The organism is Cupriavidus sp. CuC1, from assembly GCF_044627735.1.
GTDB classification, from domain to species: domain Bacteria; phylum Pseudomonadota; class Gammaproteobacteria; order Burkholderiales; family Burkholderiaceae; genus Cupriavidus; species Cupriavidus ulmosensis.
The window spans coordinates 1-14,202 of the sequence record NZ_JBIUHC010000214.1; the positions used below are offsets into that span (position 1 = coordinate 1).

At 61.5% G+C, this 14,202-nt stretch carries 12 protein-coding genes and 4 pseudogenes; 8 read left to right on the forward strand and 8 right to left on the reverse strand.

Annotation, left to right across the window (positions count from 1 at the left end; all coding sequences use genetic code 11):
• Positions 1-377: 377 nt before the first annotated feature.
• From ACGLHR_RS46580 to ACGLHR_RS46600, 5 genes and pseudogenes are all read right to left on the reverse strand, one after another.
• Positions 378-689, reverse strand: a pseudogene (locus ACGLHR_RS46580) (IS6 family transposase); the annotation flags it as partial.
• Between the two features lie 97 nt (positions 690-786).
• Positions 787-1,551, reverse strand: a complete 765-nt coding sequence (locus ACGLHR_RS46585; protein WP_400102558.1) for an amino acid ABC transporter ATP-binding protein — start codon at positions 1,549-1,551, stop codon at positions 787-789.
• Positions 1,552-1,563: 12 nt separating this feature from the next.
• Positions 1,564-2,214, reverse strand: coding sequence for an amino acid ABC transporter permease (locus ACGLHR_RS46590; RefSeq protein WP_267602796.1), 651 nt, complete (start codon positions 2,212-2,214; stop codon positions 1,564-1,566).
• 18 nt (positions 2,215-2,232) lie between these two features.
• Positions 2,233-2,892, reverse strand: coding sequence for an amino acid ABC transporter permease (locus ACGLHR_RS46595; RefSeq protein WP_400102559.1), 660 nt, complete (start codon positions 2,890-2,892; stop codon positions 2,233-2,235).
• Between the two features lie 122 nt (positions 2,893-3,014).
• Complete coding sequence (locus tag ACGLHR_RS46600) at positions 3,015-3,809, reverse strand: transporter substrate-binding domain-containing protein (protein ID WP_400102560.1); 795 nt, start codon at positions 3,807-3,809, stop codon at positions 3,015-3,017.
• Positions 3,810-4,113: 304 nt separating this feature from the next.
• Here ACGLHR_RS46600 and ACGLHR_RS46605 point away from each other — a divergent pair, with 304 nt between their 5' ends.
• From ACGLHR_RS46605 to ACGLHR_RS46635, 7 genes and pseudogenes are all read left to right on the forward strand, one after another.
• Positions 4,114-4,992: a MurR/RpiR family transcriptional regulator gene (locus ACGLHR_RS46605; protein ID WP_400102561.1), complete on the forward strand. Its 879-nt coding sequence runs from the start codon at positions 4,114-4,116 to the stop codon at positions 4,990-4,992.
• Positions 4,993-5,062: 70 nt separating this feature from the next.
• Positions 5,063-6,298 (forward strand): diaminopropionate ammonia-lyase, encoded by a 1,236-nt coding sequence (locus ACGLHR_RS46610; RefSeq protein WP_400102562.1) that lies wholly within the window; start codon positions 5,063-5,065, stop codon positions 6,296-6,298.
• Positions 6,295-7,554, forward strand: a complete 1,260-nt coding sequence (locus ACGLHR_RS46615) for a Zn-dependent hydrolase (RefSeq protein WP_400102563.1) — start codon at positions 6,295-6,297, stop codon at positions 7,552-7,554. The genes ACGLHR_RS46610 and ACGLHR_RS46615 overlap by 4 nt, the downstream gene beginning before the upstream one ends.
• A 61-nt stretch (positions 7,555-7,615) precedes the next feature.
• Positions 7,616-8,569 (forward strand): N-carbamoyl-D-amino-acid hydrolase, encoded by a 954-nt coding sequence (locus ACGLHR_RS46620; protein ID WP_400102564.1) that lies wholly within the window; start codon positions 7,616-7,618, stop codon positions 8,567-8,569.
• 128 nt (positions 8,570-8,697) lie between these two features.
• Positions 8,698-8,814, forward strand: a pseudogene (locus ACGLHR_RS46625) (IS5/IS1182 family transposase); the annotation flags it as partial.
• 122 nt (positions 8,815-8,936) lie between these two features.
• Positions 8,937-9,173: an NfeD family protein gene (locus tag ACGLHR_RS46630; RefSeq protein ID WP_400102565.1), complete on the forward strand. Its 237-nt coding sequence runs from the start codon at positions 8,937-8,939 to the stop codon at positions 9,171-9,173.
• A gap of 9 nt (positions 9,174-9,182) precedes the next feature.
• Positions 9,183-9,507: pseudogene (locus ACGLHR_RS46635) on the forward strand (transposase); the annotation flags it as partial.
• Positions 9,508-9,709: 202 nt separating this feature from the next.
• Here ACGLHR_RS46635 and ACGLHR_RS46640 read toward each other — a convergent pair.
• Positions 9,710-11,143, reverse strand: a complete 1,434-nt coding sequence (locus ACGLHR_RS46640; RefSeq protein ID WP_400102566.1) for an aldehyde dehydrogenase family protein — start codon at positions 11,141-11,143, stop codon at positions 9,710-9,712.
• 28 nt (positions 11,144-11,171) lie between these two features.
• Positions 11,172-12,809, reverse strand: coding sequence for a GMC family oxidoreductase (locus ACGLHR_RS46645; protein WP_400102567.1), 1,638 nt, complete (start codon positions 12,807-12,809; stop codon positions 11,172-11,174).
• 507 nt (positions 12,810-13,316) lie between these two features.
• On the opposite strand from ACGLHR_RS46645, the pseudogene ACGLHR_RS46650 reads away from it, so the two are divergent.
• Positions 13,317-13,421, forward strand: a pseudogene (locus ACGLHR_RS46650) (IS5/IS1182 family transposase); the annotation flags it as partial.
• Between the two features lie 8 nt (positions 13,422-13,429).
• On the opposite strand, the gene ACGLHR_RS46655 reads toward ACGLHR_RS46650, so the two are convergent.
• Entirely contained in the window at positions 13,430-14,119 is a 690-nt protein-coding gene (locus ACGLHR_RS46655; protein ID WP_400102568.1) for a haloalkane dehalogenase, read from the reverse strand.
• Positions 14,120-14,202: the final 83 nt, after the last annotated feature.

Sequence of the window (14,202 nt, forward strand, 5' to 3'; positions counted from 1 at the left end):
TTTAAGCCGCGCCCGGATAGGAGCGCCTGATCCAGGCTGGATGACGACATTCTGATCGGCAGCTTGATGCAAGAGGCCTGGCTGACTCTGGAGCTAGTGGCCGCAGAAAGATACCACTGGGCCCGCTGTCTGGAAGGCGGTGCCCTCAGTTTGCCGAGGTCCCCGCAAGCCGGCCGTTCCTCGCTGGCCTTCGCTAGTTGCACCAGAGCCGTTACGGATTGGTATTGTCCCAGCGAAGCCTTCGTGCTGCGTACCAAGGTGAAGGAGGAAGGAAAGGTACAGCTTATCGCCACGACATCGATCACGCCGGCTCGGCTTCGGGCCTAGCGTTTATCGTCGATGGAATTGGAACCTGCCGAACGCACCTTGGGGCGTGGGCTTTTACCATGCTTGTCCACCGCGCGATAGAGATATTTCCACTCGCCTCGGACCTCGAGATAGGTCTCGTCCATGCGCCAACTCTTGCCCACTGGCCGCTTTCGTCGGCGGAACACCTTGTGCAGTGCCGGCAGTAGTTTGATCGCCCAGCGGTGCACGGTTGAATGATCTACTGCGATGCCGCGCTCGGTCATCATCTACTCAAGGTGACGCAGGCTGAGCGGGTAGGCCACATACCAGCGCACGCAGGTCAGCATCACGTCCAGCGGATAGTGCAGGCGCTTCAAGACCTTCGCGACTTCCGGATTCATGCCCGTATCACTGCACCGAATTCAATATCGCCAAATTCTACCGGTTGCTTACTGCGACAGAACCGTCTCAATAGGCCGGCACTGGATCGGCACGTGCTCAACCATTCAGCCCCGAAAGGAACTGCTTCAGTTCCGGCGTCTTCGGCTCCCCGAAAATTTCCTCCGGTGAGCCCATCTCATGCACTTTCCCGTGATGCATGAAGACCACTCGGTCGCTGACCTTGCGGGCGAAGTTCATCTCATGCGTAACCATTACCAAGGTCATGCCTTCCGCTGCAAGGCCTTCCACCACGCTTAGCACTTCGCCGACCAGCTCCGGATCGAGTGCTGAGGTGACTTCATCGCACAGCAGCACGGCGGGGTCCATGGCCAGCGCGCGGGCGATTGCCACGCGTTGTTGTTGCCCGCCGGATAGCTGGTCGGGGAAGCTGTGGAACTTGTCGCCAAGGCCCACGCGCTCGAGCAGTGCTTGTGCTCGCTTACCGGCCTCGGACTTGGGTGTGTCCTTCACCAGCGTAGGCGCCAGCATCACGTTCTGCCCGGCGCTCAGGTGCGGGAATAGGTTGAAGTTCTGGAAGATCATGCCAACGTTCTGGCGCAGGTCGCGCATGGCGCGGGCGTCGCCATGGCGCAGTGCCTGGCCATCCACGCTGAGCGCGCCTTCATCGAAGCCTTCCAGCCCGTTGATGCAGCGGAGCAAGGTGCTCTTGCCCGAGCCGCTGCGGCCGATGATGCAGACCACCTCGCGGCGCCCGATCTGCAAGTCGATGCCCTTGAGCACTTCGTTGGCGCCGAAGCGCTTGCGCAGGCCCTGGATATCGACGAGGGCAAAGGGCTTGGTGGTTTCGGTTTGCTTGAACATGGGATGACGGGCTCAATGCTTGGGCTGCAGGCGGCGCTCAAGGCGGCGGCTCCACAGCGACAACGGCAAACACAGGGCGAAGTACAGCAGCGCGACGCATCCGTAAGCCAGGAAGGGCTGGAAGGTGGCGTTGGAAATCATCTGGCCAGCCTTGGTGACTTCCACGAAGCCGATCACCGAGGCCAGCGCGGTGCCCTTAATCACTTGCACCAGGAATCCCACCGTGGGCGCCACCGCGATGCGCGTGGCCTGCGGCAGGATCACGTGCTGAAGCTGCTCGCGCAGATTCATCGCCAGGCTGGCGGAGGCCTCCCACTGGCCCTTGGGAATGGCGTTGATGCAACCACGCCAGATCTCGGTGAGATAGGCGCTTGCATACAGCGTGAGGCACAGTGCTGCCGCGAACAGCGCCGAGGTCTCGACGCCCAGCAACGCCAGCCCGAAGTAGAACAGGAACAACTGCATCAGCAGCGGAATGCCCTGGAACAGTTGCACGTAAAGCGCCACGCCGCGCACGGCGCCCGGCAAGCGCGCAATGCGCGCAACCAGCAGCAGCATGCCGACGACGCTGCCACCGGCGAAGGCGATCAGCGACAGCCCCACTGTCCAGCGCAGCGCCAGCAGCAGGTTGCGAAAAATGTCCCACAGGGAAAAGTCGACCATGGTGTATGCCTCCCGATCTCAGCGGCCAAAGATGAAGCGCGGACCGACCCAGTTCAGGATCTCACGCAGCACCACGGCCAGGCCCAGGTAGACGCAGGTGGCGACGATATAGGCTTCAAAATTGCGGAACGTGCGGCTGGCGATCATATTGGCCGCGTAGAAAAGCTCTTCGGTGGAGATCTGGCTGCACACCGCCGATCCCAGCATCACGATGATGACCTGGCTCACCAGCGCCGGCCACACGCGCGACAGTGAAGGCGGCAGCACCACGCGCGTAAAGATCTGCCAGCGGTTGAGCGCCAGGCTCTGCGCGGCTTCGATCTGCCCGCGCGGGGTGGACTCCAGCCCGGCCCGGATGATCTCGCACGCATAGGCGCCGAGGTTCAGCGTCATCGACAGCACGCACGCCACTTCCGCCGGCATCCGCACGCCGATCGAAGGCAGGCCGAAGAAGATAAAGAACAGCTGGATGATGTACGGCGTATTGCGGATTGCCTCCACATAGCCGCCCACCAGCGCGCGCAGCCATGCCGTGCCATGGATGCGCGCCCAGGCGCAGCCGATGCCGACCAGCGTGCCGAAGGCCGCGGAGAACGCCGTCAGGAGAATCGTCAGCAACAGGCCACGCAGCAGCATGGGCCATTGCGAGAGAACCGGCGCAAAGTCGAATGAGATCATGCAGTGCAGCTAGAGAGTTTTTTGTCTTCGGCGGGACTGGCCTGCGAGGCAGGCCGGTGCGCTAGCAACATGGGGCCCGCGCACGGGTCCGGAAACGATGCGATCCGTTTACCCGTTTGCAATCAGTCCGGCAAATCGCCCATGCCGCGGCCGAGCCAGCGCTGCGCGTAGCCATTGAGCGTGCCATCCGCCTTTGCCTTGCGCAGAATCTCGTTGACCTTCTCCAGCAGCGCGGTTTCGCCCTTGCGCACGCCGATGAAGTTGGGCGAATCCTTGAGGAGCAGTTTGTACTCGGCCTCCACCTTGGGGTTCTTCGCAATCGCCGCGGCAGCCACGGCCGCGCCGGTGGCCAGCAGTTGCGTTTGCTGCGAGACGAAGGCGGCCACGGTGGAGTTGTCGTCCTCAAAGCGCTGGATCTTCAGCGTGGGAGGCGCCACTTGCTGCAGCACATCGTCCTGGATGGTGCCGCGCGTGACCGAGATGGTCTTGCCGCCAAGATCGGCAAAGCTCTTGATGCTCATTGCCTTCGGACCAAATACCGCCTGGTAAAAGGGCGCATACGCAATCGTGAAATCGATCACCTTGGCGCGCTCGGCGTTCTTGCCCAGTGCCGAGACGATCAGGTCGATCTTCTTGGTCTGCAGGTAAGGGATGCGGTTCGGCGTGCTCACCGGGACGAGATCGGCCTTGACGCCGAGCTTGTCGGCGATCATCTGCGCCACGGCCACGTCCAGGCCCTGCGGCTTCAGGTCTGTGCCCATGAAGCCATACGGCGCGAAGTCGGTCGGGATGCCGATCGCAATCGACTTCTTGCCCATCACGGCGCTTAGGGAATCGTCAGCTTTGGCGGGTGCCATGGCGATGAGTGCGGCGCCTGCGATCAGGCTGGCGATAGCGGTGAACTGTCTGCGTTTCATAAAAACACCTTTATCAGTCGGTCGGGGAACACGCGGGACTGAAAGGCAAGTTGTGTGCCACTGTTGGCGATTCCGGCTGCGCGGGCGAATGTGATGGGATCCTTTCGACGGCATTGCCTTGAAATCAAACACTTAGCGAACGCCTCCCCGATAGCGCCGCTGACTTGGCATTGCATTTGCATGAAAGGCCGCCAATACTGAAACATAGGTTTCATATGCACCAATACATGAAATCACAGTTTCATCATTGTGCAGGCCCGGACTACTTTGGTGCGGGCAAACGGAACGGAGGCACGGACCTGACATGGCCATTCAACCCGCGCTGGAAGCGCAAATCCATCAGTGCTACGGCGAACTCTCTTCGGCGGACAAGAAGCTGGCCGACGTGCTGCTCATGCGGCAGAAAGACCTGCTCAGCTACTCGGCCACTGAACTGGCGGAGTTGGCGAGCGTCTCCAAGGCGAGCGCGGCGCGCTTCTTCCGCCGCCTCGGCTATGCGGACTTCAGCGCCTTCCGGCAATCGCTGCGGGACCAGGTGTCCGAGCAATCGCCGCTGTACCTGATGGAACACGACGGGCTGCCGCCCGAGTCGCGGGGCGCGCAATCGGTCGTGGCCGGGCTGGAGGCGCACGTGCAGCTCGACAGCCGCCGGCTCGCCAGCCTGCCGGAACAACTCAGCGAGCGCGCGCTGGAGACCACGCTTACCCAACTGGCCAACGCGCGCCGCGTGTGGGTGGTGGGTTATCGCAACAGCTTCATGCTGGCTTTCTATGCCAATGCGCTGCTCTCGCAGGTGCGCCCCGAGGTGTACCTGCTCAATGAGCAAGCGGGCAAGGATGCCGAACTGGTGGCCGAAATCGACAGCAAGGACGTACTGGTGGTGGTGGACTTCCGACGCCGTACGAAGCGCCTGAACGGCATGGTGACACTGGCCCGGGAGGCCGGCGCCAAACTCATCCTGCTCAGCGATGCCCCAGTTTCCACGCTGGCCGCCAAGGCCGACGCCGTGCTGCGCTGCTCGCACCACGGCGGCCAGGTCTTCGATTCCTACGTGGGCGCCGTCAGCCTCGTGAACTACCTCGCCACCGCCATGGCAGGCCGCTACCGCAAACGCTCGCGCGCACGCATGGCCCGCGTGGAGCGCGCGCACGACGTGCTCGGGGACCTGGAGACCGGCCACTGAGATTGACCGGCACGCAGCGCCGTCATCAACATCACGCAACAACGCATTCTGACTGGACCAAGACACACGCATGACCACGCTCCCCAACCTCTCGCTCGATCTTCTCCCCAATCCGGCACTGAGCCGCGCGGAACCCTATTGTGCACATCGAGCCGCCATCCTGAGCGAGCCGGCCCTGGCCGCCGCCCGCCGCGAGATCTCCGCCTGGGAGGGCTACCAGCCCACGCCCCTGAAAGCCCTGCCGAACCTGGCGGCCGCGCTAGGCGTCGGCCAGATCCACTACAAGGACGAAGGCTCGCGCTTCGGGCTGGGCAGCTTCAAGGCGCTCGGCGGCGCGTATGCCGTGGGGCGCCTGCTGTGCCGCGAAATCGGGCACCAGATTGGCCGCGATCTAAGCATCGCCGACCTGGGTACGCCGGAGCTGCGCAGCATGTGTGCCGAGCTCACCGTGACCTGCGCCACCGACGGCAATCACGGCCGCTCCGTAGCCTGGGGCGCCCAGCTGTTCGGCTGCCGCTGTGAGATCTATATCCACGCCACCGTCAGCGACGGGCGCAAGACCGCCATCGAACGCTTCGGCGCCCAGGTGGTACGCACCGCCGGCAACTACGACCAGGCGGTGCAGCAAGCCGATGCCGATGCCCGCACCAACGGCTGGTACGTGATTTCCGACACCTCCTACCCCGGCTACATGGATGTGCCGCGCGATGTGATGCAGGGCTACCAACTGATGGTGGACGAAGCCGTGAATGCCCTGCCGGCGTGGCCCACCCATGTGTTCATCCAGGCCGGCGTGGGCGGCTTTGCCGCCGCCGTCTGCGGTTACTTCTGGGAACGCGAGAACGGCAAGGACAAGCAACGCCCCGTTTTCACTGTGGTGGAACCCGACAAGGCGGATTGCCTGATGCAAAGCGCGCGCGCCGGCAAGGTCACCACCGTCACCGGCGAACTGGACACGCTGATGGCGGGCCTGGCCTGCGGCGAAGTCTCGCTGCTCGCCTGGGAAATCCTCGCCCATGGCGCCGACGCGTTCTGCACGGTTGATGACGAGTCGGCGGTGGCAGTCATGCGCTTGCTGGCCCAGCCACAAGGCGACGATCCCGTGATCGTGGCAGGCGAATCCGCCGTGGCCGGGCTGGTCGCTGCCATCGCCGCCATGCAAGACCCGCAGGCCCGTGCGGCACTCGGACTCAACCGCCAGAGCCGGCTGCTGTTTATCGGCAGCGAAGCTGACACCGATCCCGCGCTGTATGCCGAACTGGTTGGCCGCAGCGCGGACGCGGTGCGCTCCGGAGCCGCGGCATGAGGGAGCAGAACGCACCAAAGGTAGAGCCCGCGCTGCGCATTCGCGGCGAGCGCCTGCTGCAAAGCCTGGACGATCTCGCGCAACTCGGTGCCATCGAAGGGGGCGGCGTGTGCCGGCTGGCGCTGACCGATGCCGACGAACTCGGTCGCGACTGGACCGTGGCGCGCATGCAGGCGCTGGGCATGACCGTCACCATTGACGCCATCGGCAACGGCGTGGCCGTGTATCCTGGCAGCGAAGACCTGCCCCCCGTCATGATCGGCTCGCACATTGACACCGTGCGCACCGGCGGCCGCTACGACGGCAACTACGGCGTGCTGGCCGGCCTGGAAGTGGTCGCCACGCTGCGCGACGCCGGCCTGCGTCCTCGTCGTCCCATCGCCGTCGCCTTTTTCACCAATGAAGAGGGTGCGCGCTTTCATCCGGACATGATGGGCTCGCTGGTCTATGTGGGCGGCATGCCGCTGGAAGGCGCGCTGGCCACTACCGGCATCGATGGCGTCACGGTGGGCGCCGAGCTGCGGCGCATCGGCTATGACGGCCAGACGCCCGTAGGCAAGCCGCGCGTCGACAGTTTCGTGGAACTGCATATCGAGCAAGGCCCGGTGCTAGATCTGCGCGGCCTGCAGGTTGGCGTGGTGGAAGGGGTGCAGGGGATCTCCTGGACCGAGTTCACGGTCGACGGCGTATCCAACCACGCCGGCACCACGCCCATGGAGCTGCGGCACGACGCCGGCTACGCCGCCGTGCGCATCGCCAATTTCGTGCACGACCTGGCGCTGCGCTACGGCGGCCGGCAGATCGCCACCGTGGGCGCCATGCGCTTCGAGCCGAATCTGATCAACGTCATCCCCAATCGCGCCGTCTTCACCGTAGACCTGCGCAATACCGATGAACGGCTGCTCGCCCAGGCCGAAGCCGATGTCCTCGCCTTTGCCGAGCAAACCTGCGAGACGGAAGCCCTATCTCTTAGCCATCGCCGCCTGGCACGTTTCGAGCCGGTGGCATTCGATCCCATGGTGATCGACCTGGTCGAGCAGGAAACCGCAGCGCTTGGCTTCACCCATATGCGCATGCCCAGCGGCGCCGGTCACGACGCGCAAATGCTCGCCCGCGTCTGCCCCGCCGGCATGATCTTCGTGCCCAGCGTGAAAGGTCTGAGCCACAACGTGCGCGAGTTTACCGAGCCGGACGACCTTGTCGACGGCGCGCAGATTCTGCTGCAGGTGGTGCTCAAACTCGCGAACCGGCCATGATCGACGCCAAGCCCCTGCCACTAGCCTGAATCACTACCCTGAAAGCATCCTGGAGTTACCCATGTCCCGTATTGTGAATATCGCCATCGGCCAGCTCGGCCCCATCGCCCGCGCCGACAGCCGCCAGCAAGTGGTCAAGCGCCTGTGCGACCTGATGCGCGAAGCCCATGCCTGCGGCTCGCACCTGATCGTCTACCCCGAGCTGGCGCTCACCACCTTCTTCCCGCGCTGGTATATGGAGAGCGACGAGGAGATCAACAGCTTCTTCGAGCGCGAGATGCCCAGCGCCGCCACGCAGCCGCTGTTCGATCTTTCGCGCGAGCTGGGCGTGGGCTTCTACCTCGGCTACGCTGAACTCGCCAGCGAACAAGGCAAGGCGGTGCGCTACAACACCTCCATCCTCGTCAACCGCCAGGGCGAGATTGTCGGCAAATACCGTAAGGTGCACCTGCCCGGCCATCGCGAGCACGAACCGTGGCGCCGCTTCCAGCATCTGGAAAAGCGCTACTTCACGCCCGGCAACCATTTCGGCGTGACCCACGCTTTTGGCGGCAAGATCGGCATGGCCATCTGCAACGATCGCCGTTGGGCCGAAACCTATCGGGTGATGGGCCTGCAAGGCGTGGAGATGGTGCTGATCGGCTACAACACGCCCGTGCACAATGCGCCAGCGCCGCAGCACGACGACCTCTCGCTTTTCCACAATCAGCTCTCCATGCAGGCCGGCGCCTACCAGAATGGCACCTGGGTGGTCGGCGTGGCCAAGGCGGGGATGGAAGAGGGCGTGGACGGCATTGGCGGCAGCTGCATCATCGCGCCCTCCGGTGAAGTGCTGGCCAACTGCATCACCAAGGGCGACGAGGTCGCCATCGCCCGCTGCGACTTGGATTTCTGCGAGGTCTACAAGCGCACCACGTTCAACTTCGATGCACACCGGCAGCCGCAAGCGTATGGGATGATTGTGGAGCGGCGAGGGGAGATGCTGATGGCAGACGGGAGCGCGGTGGTGTCCTGACGCCTGCGTCACGCAATCTAGGGCTGGCGGGCGCATCGAACAGCAAAGCTGCAAGCTCGTCAGGCAATGAAAGCCCGAAGGCGAGTCGTCGTGTTGGACAGACCGATAAACCAGCGGAACAGCTCTGAGCCGGCCAAAAGAGCTTTGTACGCAAGGATGGCGAGAACCACGACGGAGGCGGTAACTTCAAGGACCGCAAGCGCAGCAACAAGACGCATTACTCAAAGACGGACACTGATTCCCGGCAGGTCAGCCAGTCATCCCACGCTGCCCGCGGCACGATCACGATCATTCATTCCTCCTTGGCAGCCGCAGGAATCTTCACTTACTTGTTTGACATCAAACTGGTCCTTGCTCGCCGTAACCCATGAAAACAGGAAAAACAAAATATGCAACGGTAGGGGGTTGTATGAATTTCACCGTGTGGGCGGGCATCGGGCTGCTGTCGTTCCTGTTGGAGATCGTCACTCTCTCCGGGTTCTTCATTTGCGTTACTGTGGCGGCAATAGTTGGGGGCGTTTCCGCCGTCTTTGATGTGGGTCCGTGGTCCATCGTGGCAGCTGCTGCCTTCTTCCGGCACTGTCACGTTGGGGAGGTCGCGTAAGATGGCGCGATGAAGAAGAACTCGCTCTATCACGGTCGCCGTTTCCCCGCCGTCGTCATCAGTTGTGCGGTGCGCTGGTATTTCCGTTTCCACCTCAGCCTGCGCGACATCGAGGAATTGCTGTTCGATCGCGGCGTAATCGTCAGCTACGAGACGATCCGCACGCTGGCGCGATAAATTTGGCGCGGGGTTCGCGCATCGTGTGAAAGCCGCACAGCGCAAGCCAGGCAGCACGTGGCATCTCGACGAGATGTTCGTGACGCTGCGCGGCGAGCCCTACCTGCTGTGGCGGGCGGTCGACGATCATGGCGCCGAACTCGACATCCTGCTGCAGTCAGGGCACCAAACGGCGACGCCGTCTCATAACGAGGTGCGTCACCAACTCCATCACACATCATGAAAGCGCGAGCCGCCGGAGCAGCGGAAAGCTGCAGTCAGTCTCTACTCCGGTTGCTGTAGCGGCGCACTCCTTCCGCCAGATTGGTGGAATGCCACTTCCACCGAGTGCAAACGCAGCTTTCCACCAGAATACCCGGTTACAACCGCACGGTTACGCACTTGACTTGCGTATAGTTGTACAGGGCCTCAACACCTTTCTCGCGCCCGTATCCACTGAGTTTGTACCCGCCCAGCGGTGTCTCGACACCACCCGCCATATACTCATTGACGTAAATTTGTCCTGCTTCAAGCCGCGCAGCTACCCGATGGGCGCGCGCGAGATCCCTTGTCCAAATGCCAGCGGCAAGGCCGAAGTCCGAATCATTGGCAATAGCGACAGCCTCCTCTTCGTCGTCGAACGGGATGACACATGCAACCGGACCAAAGACCTCTTCCCGAGCGATGCGCATCTTGTTGGTTACGCCGGTGTAAAGAGTCGGTGTCACATACCAACCGCCTTGCAACTCAGGTGCCTGGGGAAGCGTTCCACCAGCAGCCGCGACAGCACCCTCGTTATGCGCCACCTCAAAATATTCTCGCACCTTGTCGTACTGGTGACGGGTCGTCATTGGCCCGATCGACGCATCGGGGCCACTGCCAATTTTGAGATTTCGCATCGCATCGATCATGGCTTCAACGAATGCGTCGTGAATGGACCGCTGTACAAGCACCCTTGTCCCGGCCACACACGCCTGCCCTGCGTTAAAGACGAAGCCGCGCAGGGCTCCAGGCACGGCCTGAGCCAGGTCTGCGTCAGCGAATACCACGTCGGGAGACTTGCCGCCCAATTCAAGTGTCAGCGGTATAAGCCGCTCCGCAGCGACGCGTGCCACCTCACGCCCTCCACGTACTGAGCCGGTGAAAGCCACTTTGCGCACATCGTGATGTTCGACCAGCGCTGCACCGACCTCCGGTCCAGTACCAGTCACCACATTGAGCACTCCAGGCGGCAAGCCGCATTGCTCGGTGGCCATCCGTGCCAGACGTAACAGGGTTGTGGACGTCACCTCGGAAGGCTTGGCCACTACAGTATTTCCGGATGCCAGCGCGGGCGCGATCGCGCGAGCAGCCTGGTTCAGCGGCAAGTTCCATGGAAGGATCGTGGCGACCACGCCGTACGGTTCACGCAGTGTGTACGAATGGTATCCAGCCCCCAGATCAATTGTCTCGCCCTGAAGTGCGTTGACCAAGCCGCCATAGAACTCGAAATACTGGGCGGTATTCTCCATTTCTATTGCTACCTGCGTCGGTGGCTTGCCCGTCTCCTCGCTTTCCAGATCGCCCCATTCGCCTGCGAACGTGCGGATGAGCGCTGCCATGCGGGTGAGCACGCGGCCGCGCTCCGCAGGACGTACGTCCCGCCAGCCGGGCAGCGCGCGTTTACTCGATTCGACAGCCATATCAACGTCTTGAGCATTACCCCGTGCCACAGTGGCGGTCTTTTCGCCAGTGGCGGGGTTAAAAACGTCCAGATATTGCGAGGTGCCCGCAGGGACGGACATACCGTTAATGAAGTGCTGCTCATGTCTCACGATCTAAATCTCCGCATTCAGATTTCAATTAGGCGAGCATCTCGTCCTCACGGATCAAATCTGCCGCTTTCTCCGCGATCATTATCGTCGGCCCGTTGGTGTTGCCGCCGACAAGAGTCGGCATGACAGAAGCGTCGACGACTCGCAGCCGTCGTATGCCGCGCACTCGCAGGCGACTGTCGACGACTGCATCCGCGTCACATCCCATCTTGCACGTGCCTACTGGGTGGTATAGCGACTGCGCGGTGCGCCTCAGAAACTCGATGGTTCGCTCTTCGGTACGGTCTTCGGCATCGAGCAAGTGTTCGCGCACGATGGAATCGCGCAGCGGGGCGGTACATGAAATATCGCGGGCGAACTGTAAGGCCCGCAGAGCGCATTGAACATCTTCGGGGTCGCTAAGATAGTTCGGTCGAATCGCGGGCGCATCTCGCGCAGACGTCCCATTTAATGCCACCGAGCCTCGCGAGCGAGGGCGCAACTGCAGGGAGGCGATTTGTATGCCGGGATACGGGTGCACACGTAGCTTCGAGCTTTCGAAGGTGAAGCTCCATGGCCGGAAACTGATCTGTACGTCTGGCCTGTCGAGGTCGGCGCGAGTACGCACGAACGCTAGCGCGTGAGAGGTGCCCATTGCTAGCGGGCCACCACGCGTCACCAGGTACTGTACGCCGCGCATGTATTTGCGCCAGCCCGAGAGCGCCGCATTCATGGACATACCCGCTTTTACTTCGTAACCGACGTTGACGGCCAAATGGTCCTGCAGATTCTTGCCGACCCCAGGCAAGTCTGCTTGAATCGACAGCCCGCGTGCGCGCAGTTCATCAGCGGGTCCAATACCGGACAGCATCAGCAGCTGCGGGCTCCCAACGGCGCCGCAGCTAATCAAAGTCTCGCGCGCCGCAAAGGCGCGAAACAACGCGCCATCGCGTTCATACAACACACCAACCACTTCGCCGCCAACCAACAGCAGGTGATGGGCCAGACAACGATCGCGCACCACCATGTTTGGCCTCGCACGCGCCGGAGCCAAGTAGGCACGAGCGGCGGAGGATCGTACGCCGCGCGCGATAGTGAACTGGCTGTAACCCACGCCTTCTTGCTGCCGCCCGTTGAAATCCGGGTTGAGGGGAACTCTCAACGCGGCCACCGCGTCGACGAATTGTCGGGTGACTGGATGCCGGTAAGAGCCACGAGAAACTTGAAGGGGGCCGCCAACGCCGCGCCACCCGTCACCGCCATCCAGATTATTCTCCATACGCTTGAAGTACGGCAGCACGTCCGCGTAAGCCCATCCGTCGTTGCCCGCGGCGGCCCAATCGTCGTAGTCAAGAGCGTTTCCACGCACGTGCTGCATACCATTGATGGCGCTTGAGCCGCCTACGATTTTGCCTCGCGGCCAATAGATCTCACGGCCACAAAGGTTCGCCACGGGTTCGCTGGAAGATTTCCAGTTCAGATTCGAGTTCTGGAACAGAAATGGCAACCCAGCCGGCGCTCGAACCCAGAAGGTTTCGACGTCCGGTCCGGCCTCGAGCAACAACACCGAGCGCGCTGGATCAGCTGAAAGCCGGTTGGCAAGTACACATCCGGCGGATCCTGCACCAACGATGATGTAGTCAAACTGCTCAGGCGTGTTATTAGCAACGGAATCAGCTTTGCTCATCGCGTTCTGCCTTCTTGCTCATTTGTCTCCATGGGGGCCTGGTTGATTATTTCGCATTAACTCGAAAAAGATAATAGACGCATTGGACGAAAACACATCCGTCCGCACGAAAGGCAAAGATGAACCCGCGAAAGACCCTCGCTCCGTGAACCGCCAAAATTTTATGAGCTAGCTACGATTTGGACCCCTGTATATATAGGGGATCCGTCACGTTCACTAATCTGGATGGCGCTAATCTGAGCAATTCGTCGAGCATCCTTTCGTCCCCTCCAGCGCCAAGACCGACACGGAAAGGATTCTCATACTCATAGCGATATGAGTATGAAAAATCATATCGTAGATTGAAACCGTGTAGCTCAACATCTATCCCTGTCCTTACCATTCATCCGCGGATCGGCGACCAGGTGTCGTCATACGGCGGTTTCCGTGTTGAAGCATATCGCTGGCTCGCCCCGGACTGCCTATCAAAATCTGCCCTTTTATTGACAAGCTTGCCGCAGCTCTTCGCGCAGTGCTTTCGGGTGGCGAGCTGACATTCACGAAGCTTTCCTCAAGCTGGCTTGCTACCTCATTTGCTGGCGCACCCTTAGGCGCGGGGAGTCTTCATTTTGAAACGAGTTCTAAGGCAATTTCCGGAGCCACTCTGCTATCGCGATCCCGATCTCGTGAGGGGAATCCTCCTGCAGGAAGTGGCTGCCTCGTACGGTTACTTCCTCCTGGTTATTCCAGGTTCGGCACAGATCCCGCATTTCTCCGACGAGGACGCCACCTGGTTCGCCGTTGATGAACAGCTTCGGAACGTCTGCCTCGGCCATCCACCGCGAATAGTCACTGACAACTCGGGCCGCCAGTTCCGGCTTCCCGTCAACCGGTATCTCACGAGGGAACGTCAAGGTAGGCAGTCGATCGTCTCCGGCGCGAAGATAGGGCCGCCTGTACACGTTCATTTCGGCTTCCGTAAGCTCGCGCAACATGCGGGCGGGAAGTAGCTTTTCGATAAAGACGTTGTCGCGCAACACCATATCCTCGCCTTCCGAAGACCGCAATCGTTCGAACGTGCCGCGGACGATCGGATCCATTTCGTCCCATGTCCTGGTGCGCACCATGGTCTCCATGTACGCGATGCCGCGTATGTCGCGGGCATGTCGCCGTGCCCAGTCCATGGCAAGCGCGCCACCCCAATCTTGCGCGACCATAACCACTTCATGAGCGGCATCGACGCTTTCCAGGAACGAATCAAGGAAACGCCGGTGCTCCACAAAGCTGTATCGATCGGCACCGCCTTCTTCGAGCTTTTCGGAGTCGCCCATGCCAATTATTGAGTTTTACAAAAAACATGACAACCGATTCTATGCTGGTGCGTTTTATCTCGAACAAGTTGATTGGAGATATG

What these genes read in the sequence shown, in the direction of transcription:
- ACGLHR_RS46630 (WP_400102565.1), top strand. Translation starts at nt 8,937, where the DNA reads ATGAAAACAGGAAAAACAAAATATGCAACGGTAGGGGGTTGTATGAAT.
- ACGLHR_RS46585 (WP_400102558.1), bottom strand. Translation starts at nt 1,551, where the DNA reads ATGTTCAAGCAAACCGAAACCACCAAGCCCTTTGCCCTCGTCGATATC.
- ACGLHR_RS46595 (WP_400102559.1), bottom strand. Translation starts at nt 2,892, where the DNA reads ATGATCTCATTCGACTTTGCGCCGGTTCTCTCGCAATGGCCCATGCTG.
- ACGLHR_RS46600 (WP_400102560.1), bottom strand. Translation starts at nt 3,809, where the DNA reads ATGAAACGCAGACAGTTCACCGCTATCGCCAGCCTGATCGCAGGCGCC.
- ACGLHR_RS46590 (WP_267602796.1), bottom strand. Translation starts at nt 2,214, where the DNA reads ATGGTCGACTTTTCCCTGTGGGACATTTTTCGCAACCTGCTGCTGGCG.
- ACGLHR_RS46620 (WP_400102564.1), top strand. Translation starts at nt 7,616, where the DNA reads ATGTCCCGTATTGTGAATATCGCCATCGGCCAGCTCGGCCCCATCGCC.
- ACGLHR_RS46615 (WP_400102563.1), top strand. Translation starts at nt 6,295, where the DNA reads ATGAGGGAGCAGAACGCACCAAAGGTAGAGCCCGCGCTGCGCATTCGC.
- ACGLHR_RS46655 (WP_400102568.1), bottom strand. Translation starts at nt 14,119, where the DNA reads ATGGGCGACTCCGAAAAGCTCGAAGAAGGCGGTGCCGATCGATACAGC.
- ACGLHR_RS46605 (WP_400102561.1), top strand. Translation starts at nt 4,114, where the DNA reads ATGGCCATTCAACCCGCGCTGGAAGCGCAAATCCATCAGTGCTACGGC.
- ACGLHR_RS46610 (WP_400102562.1), top strand. Translation starts at nt 5,063, where the DNA reads ATGACCACGCTCCCCAACCTCTCGCTCGATCTTCTCCCCAATCCGGCA.
- ACGLHR_RS46645 (WP_400102567.1), bottom strand. Translation starts at nt 12,809, where the DNA reads ATGAGCAAAGCTGATTCCGTTGCTAATAACACGCCTGAGCAGTTTGAC.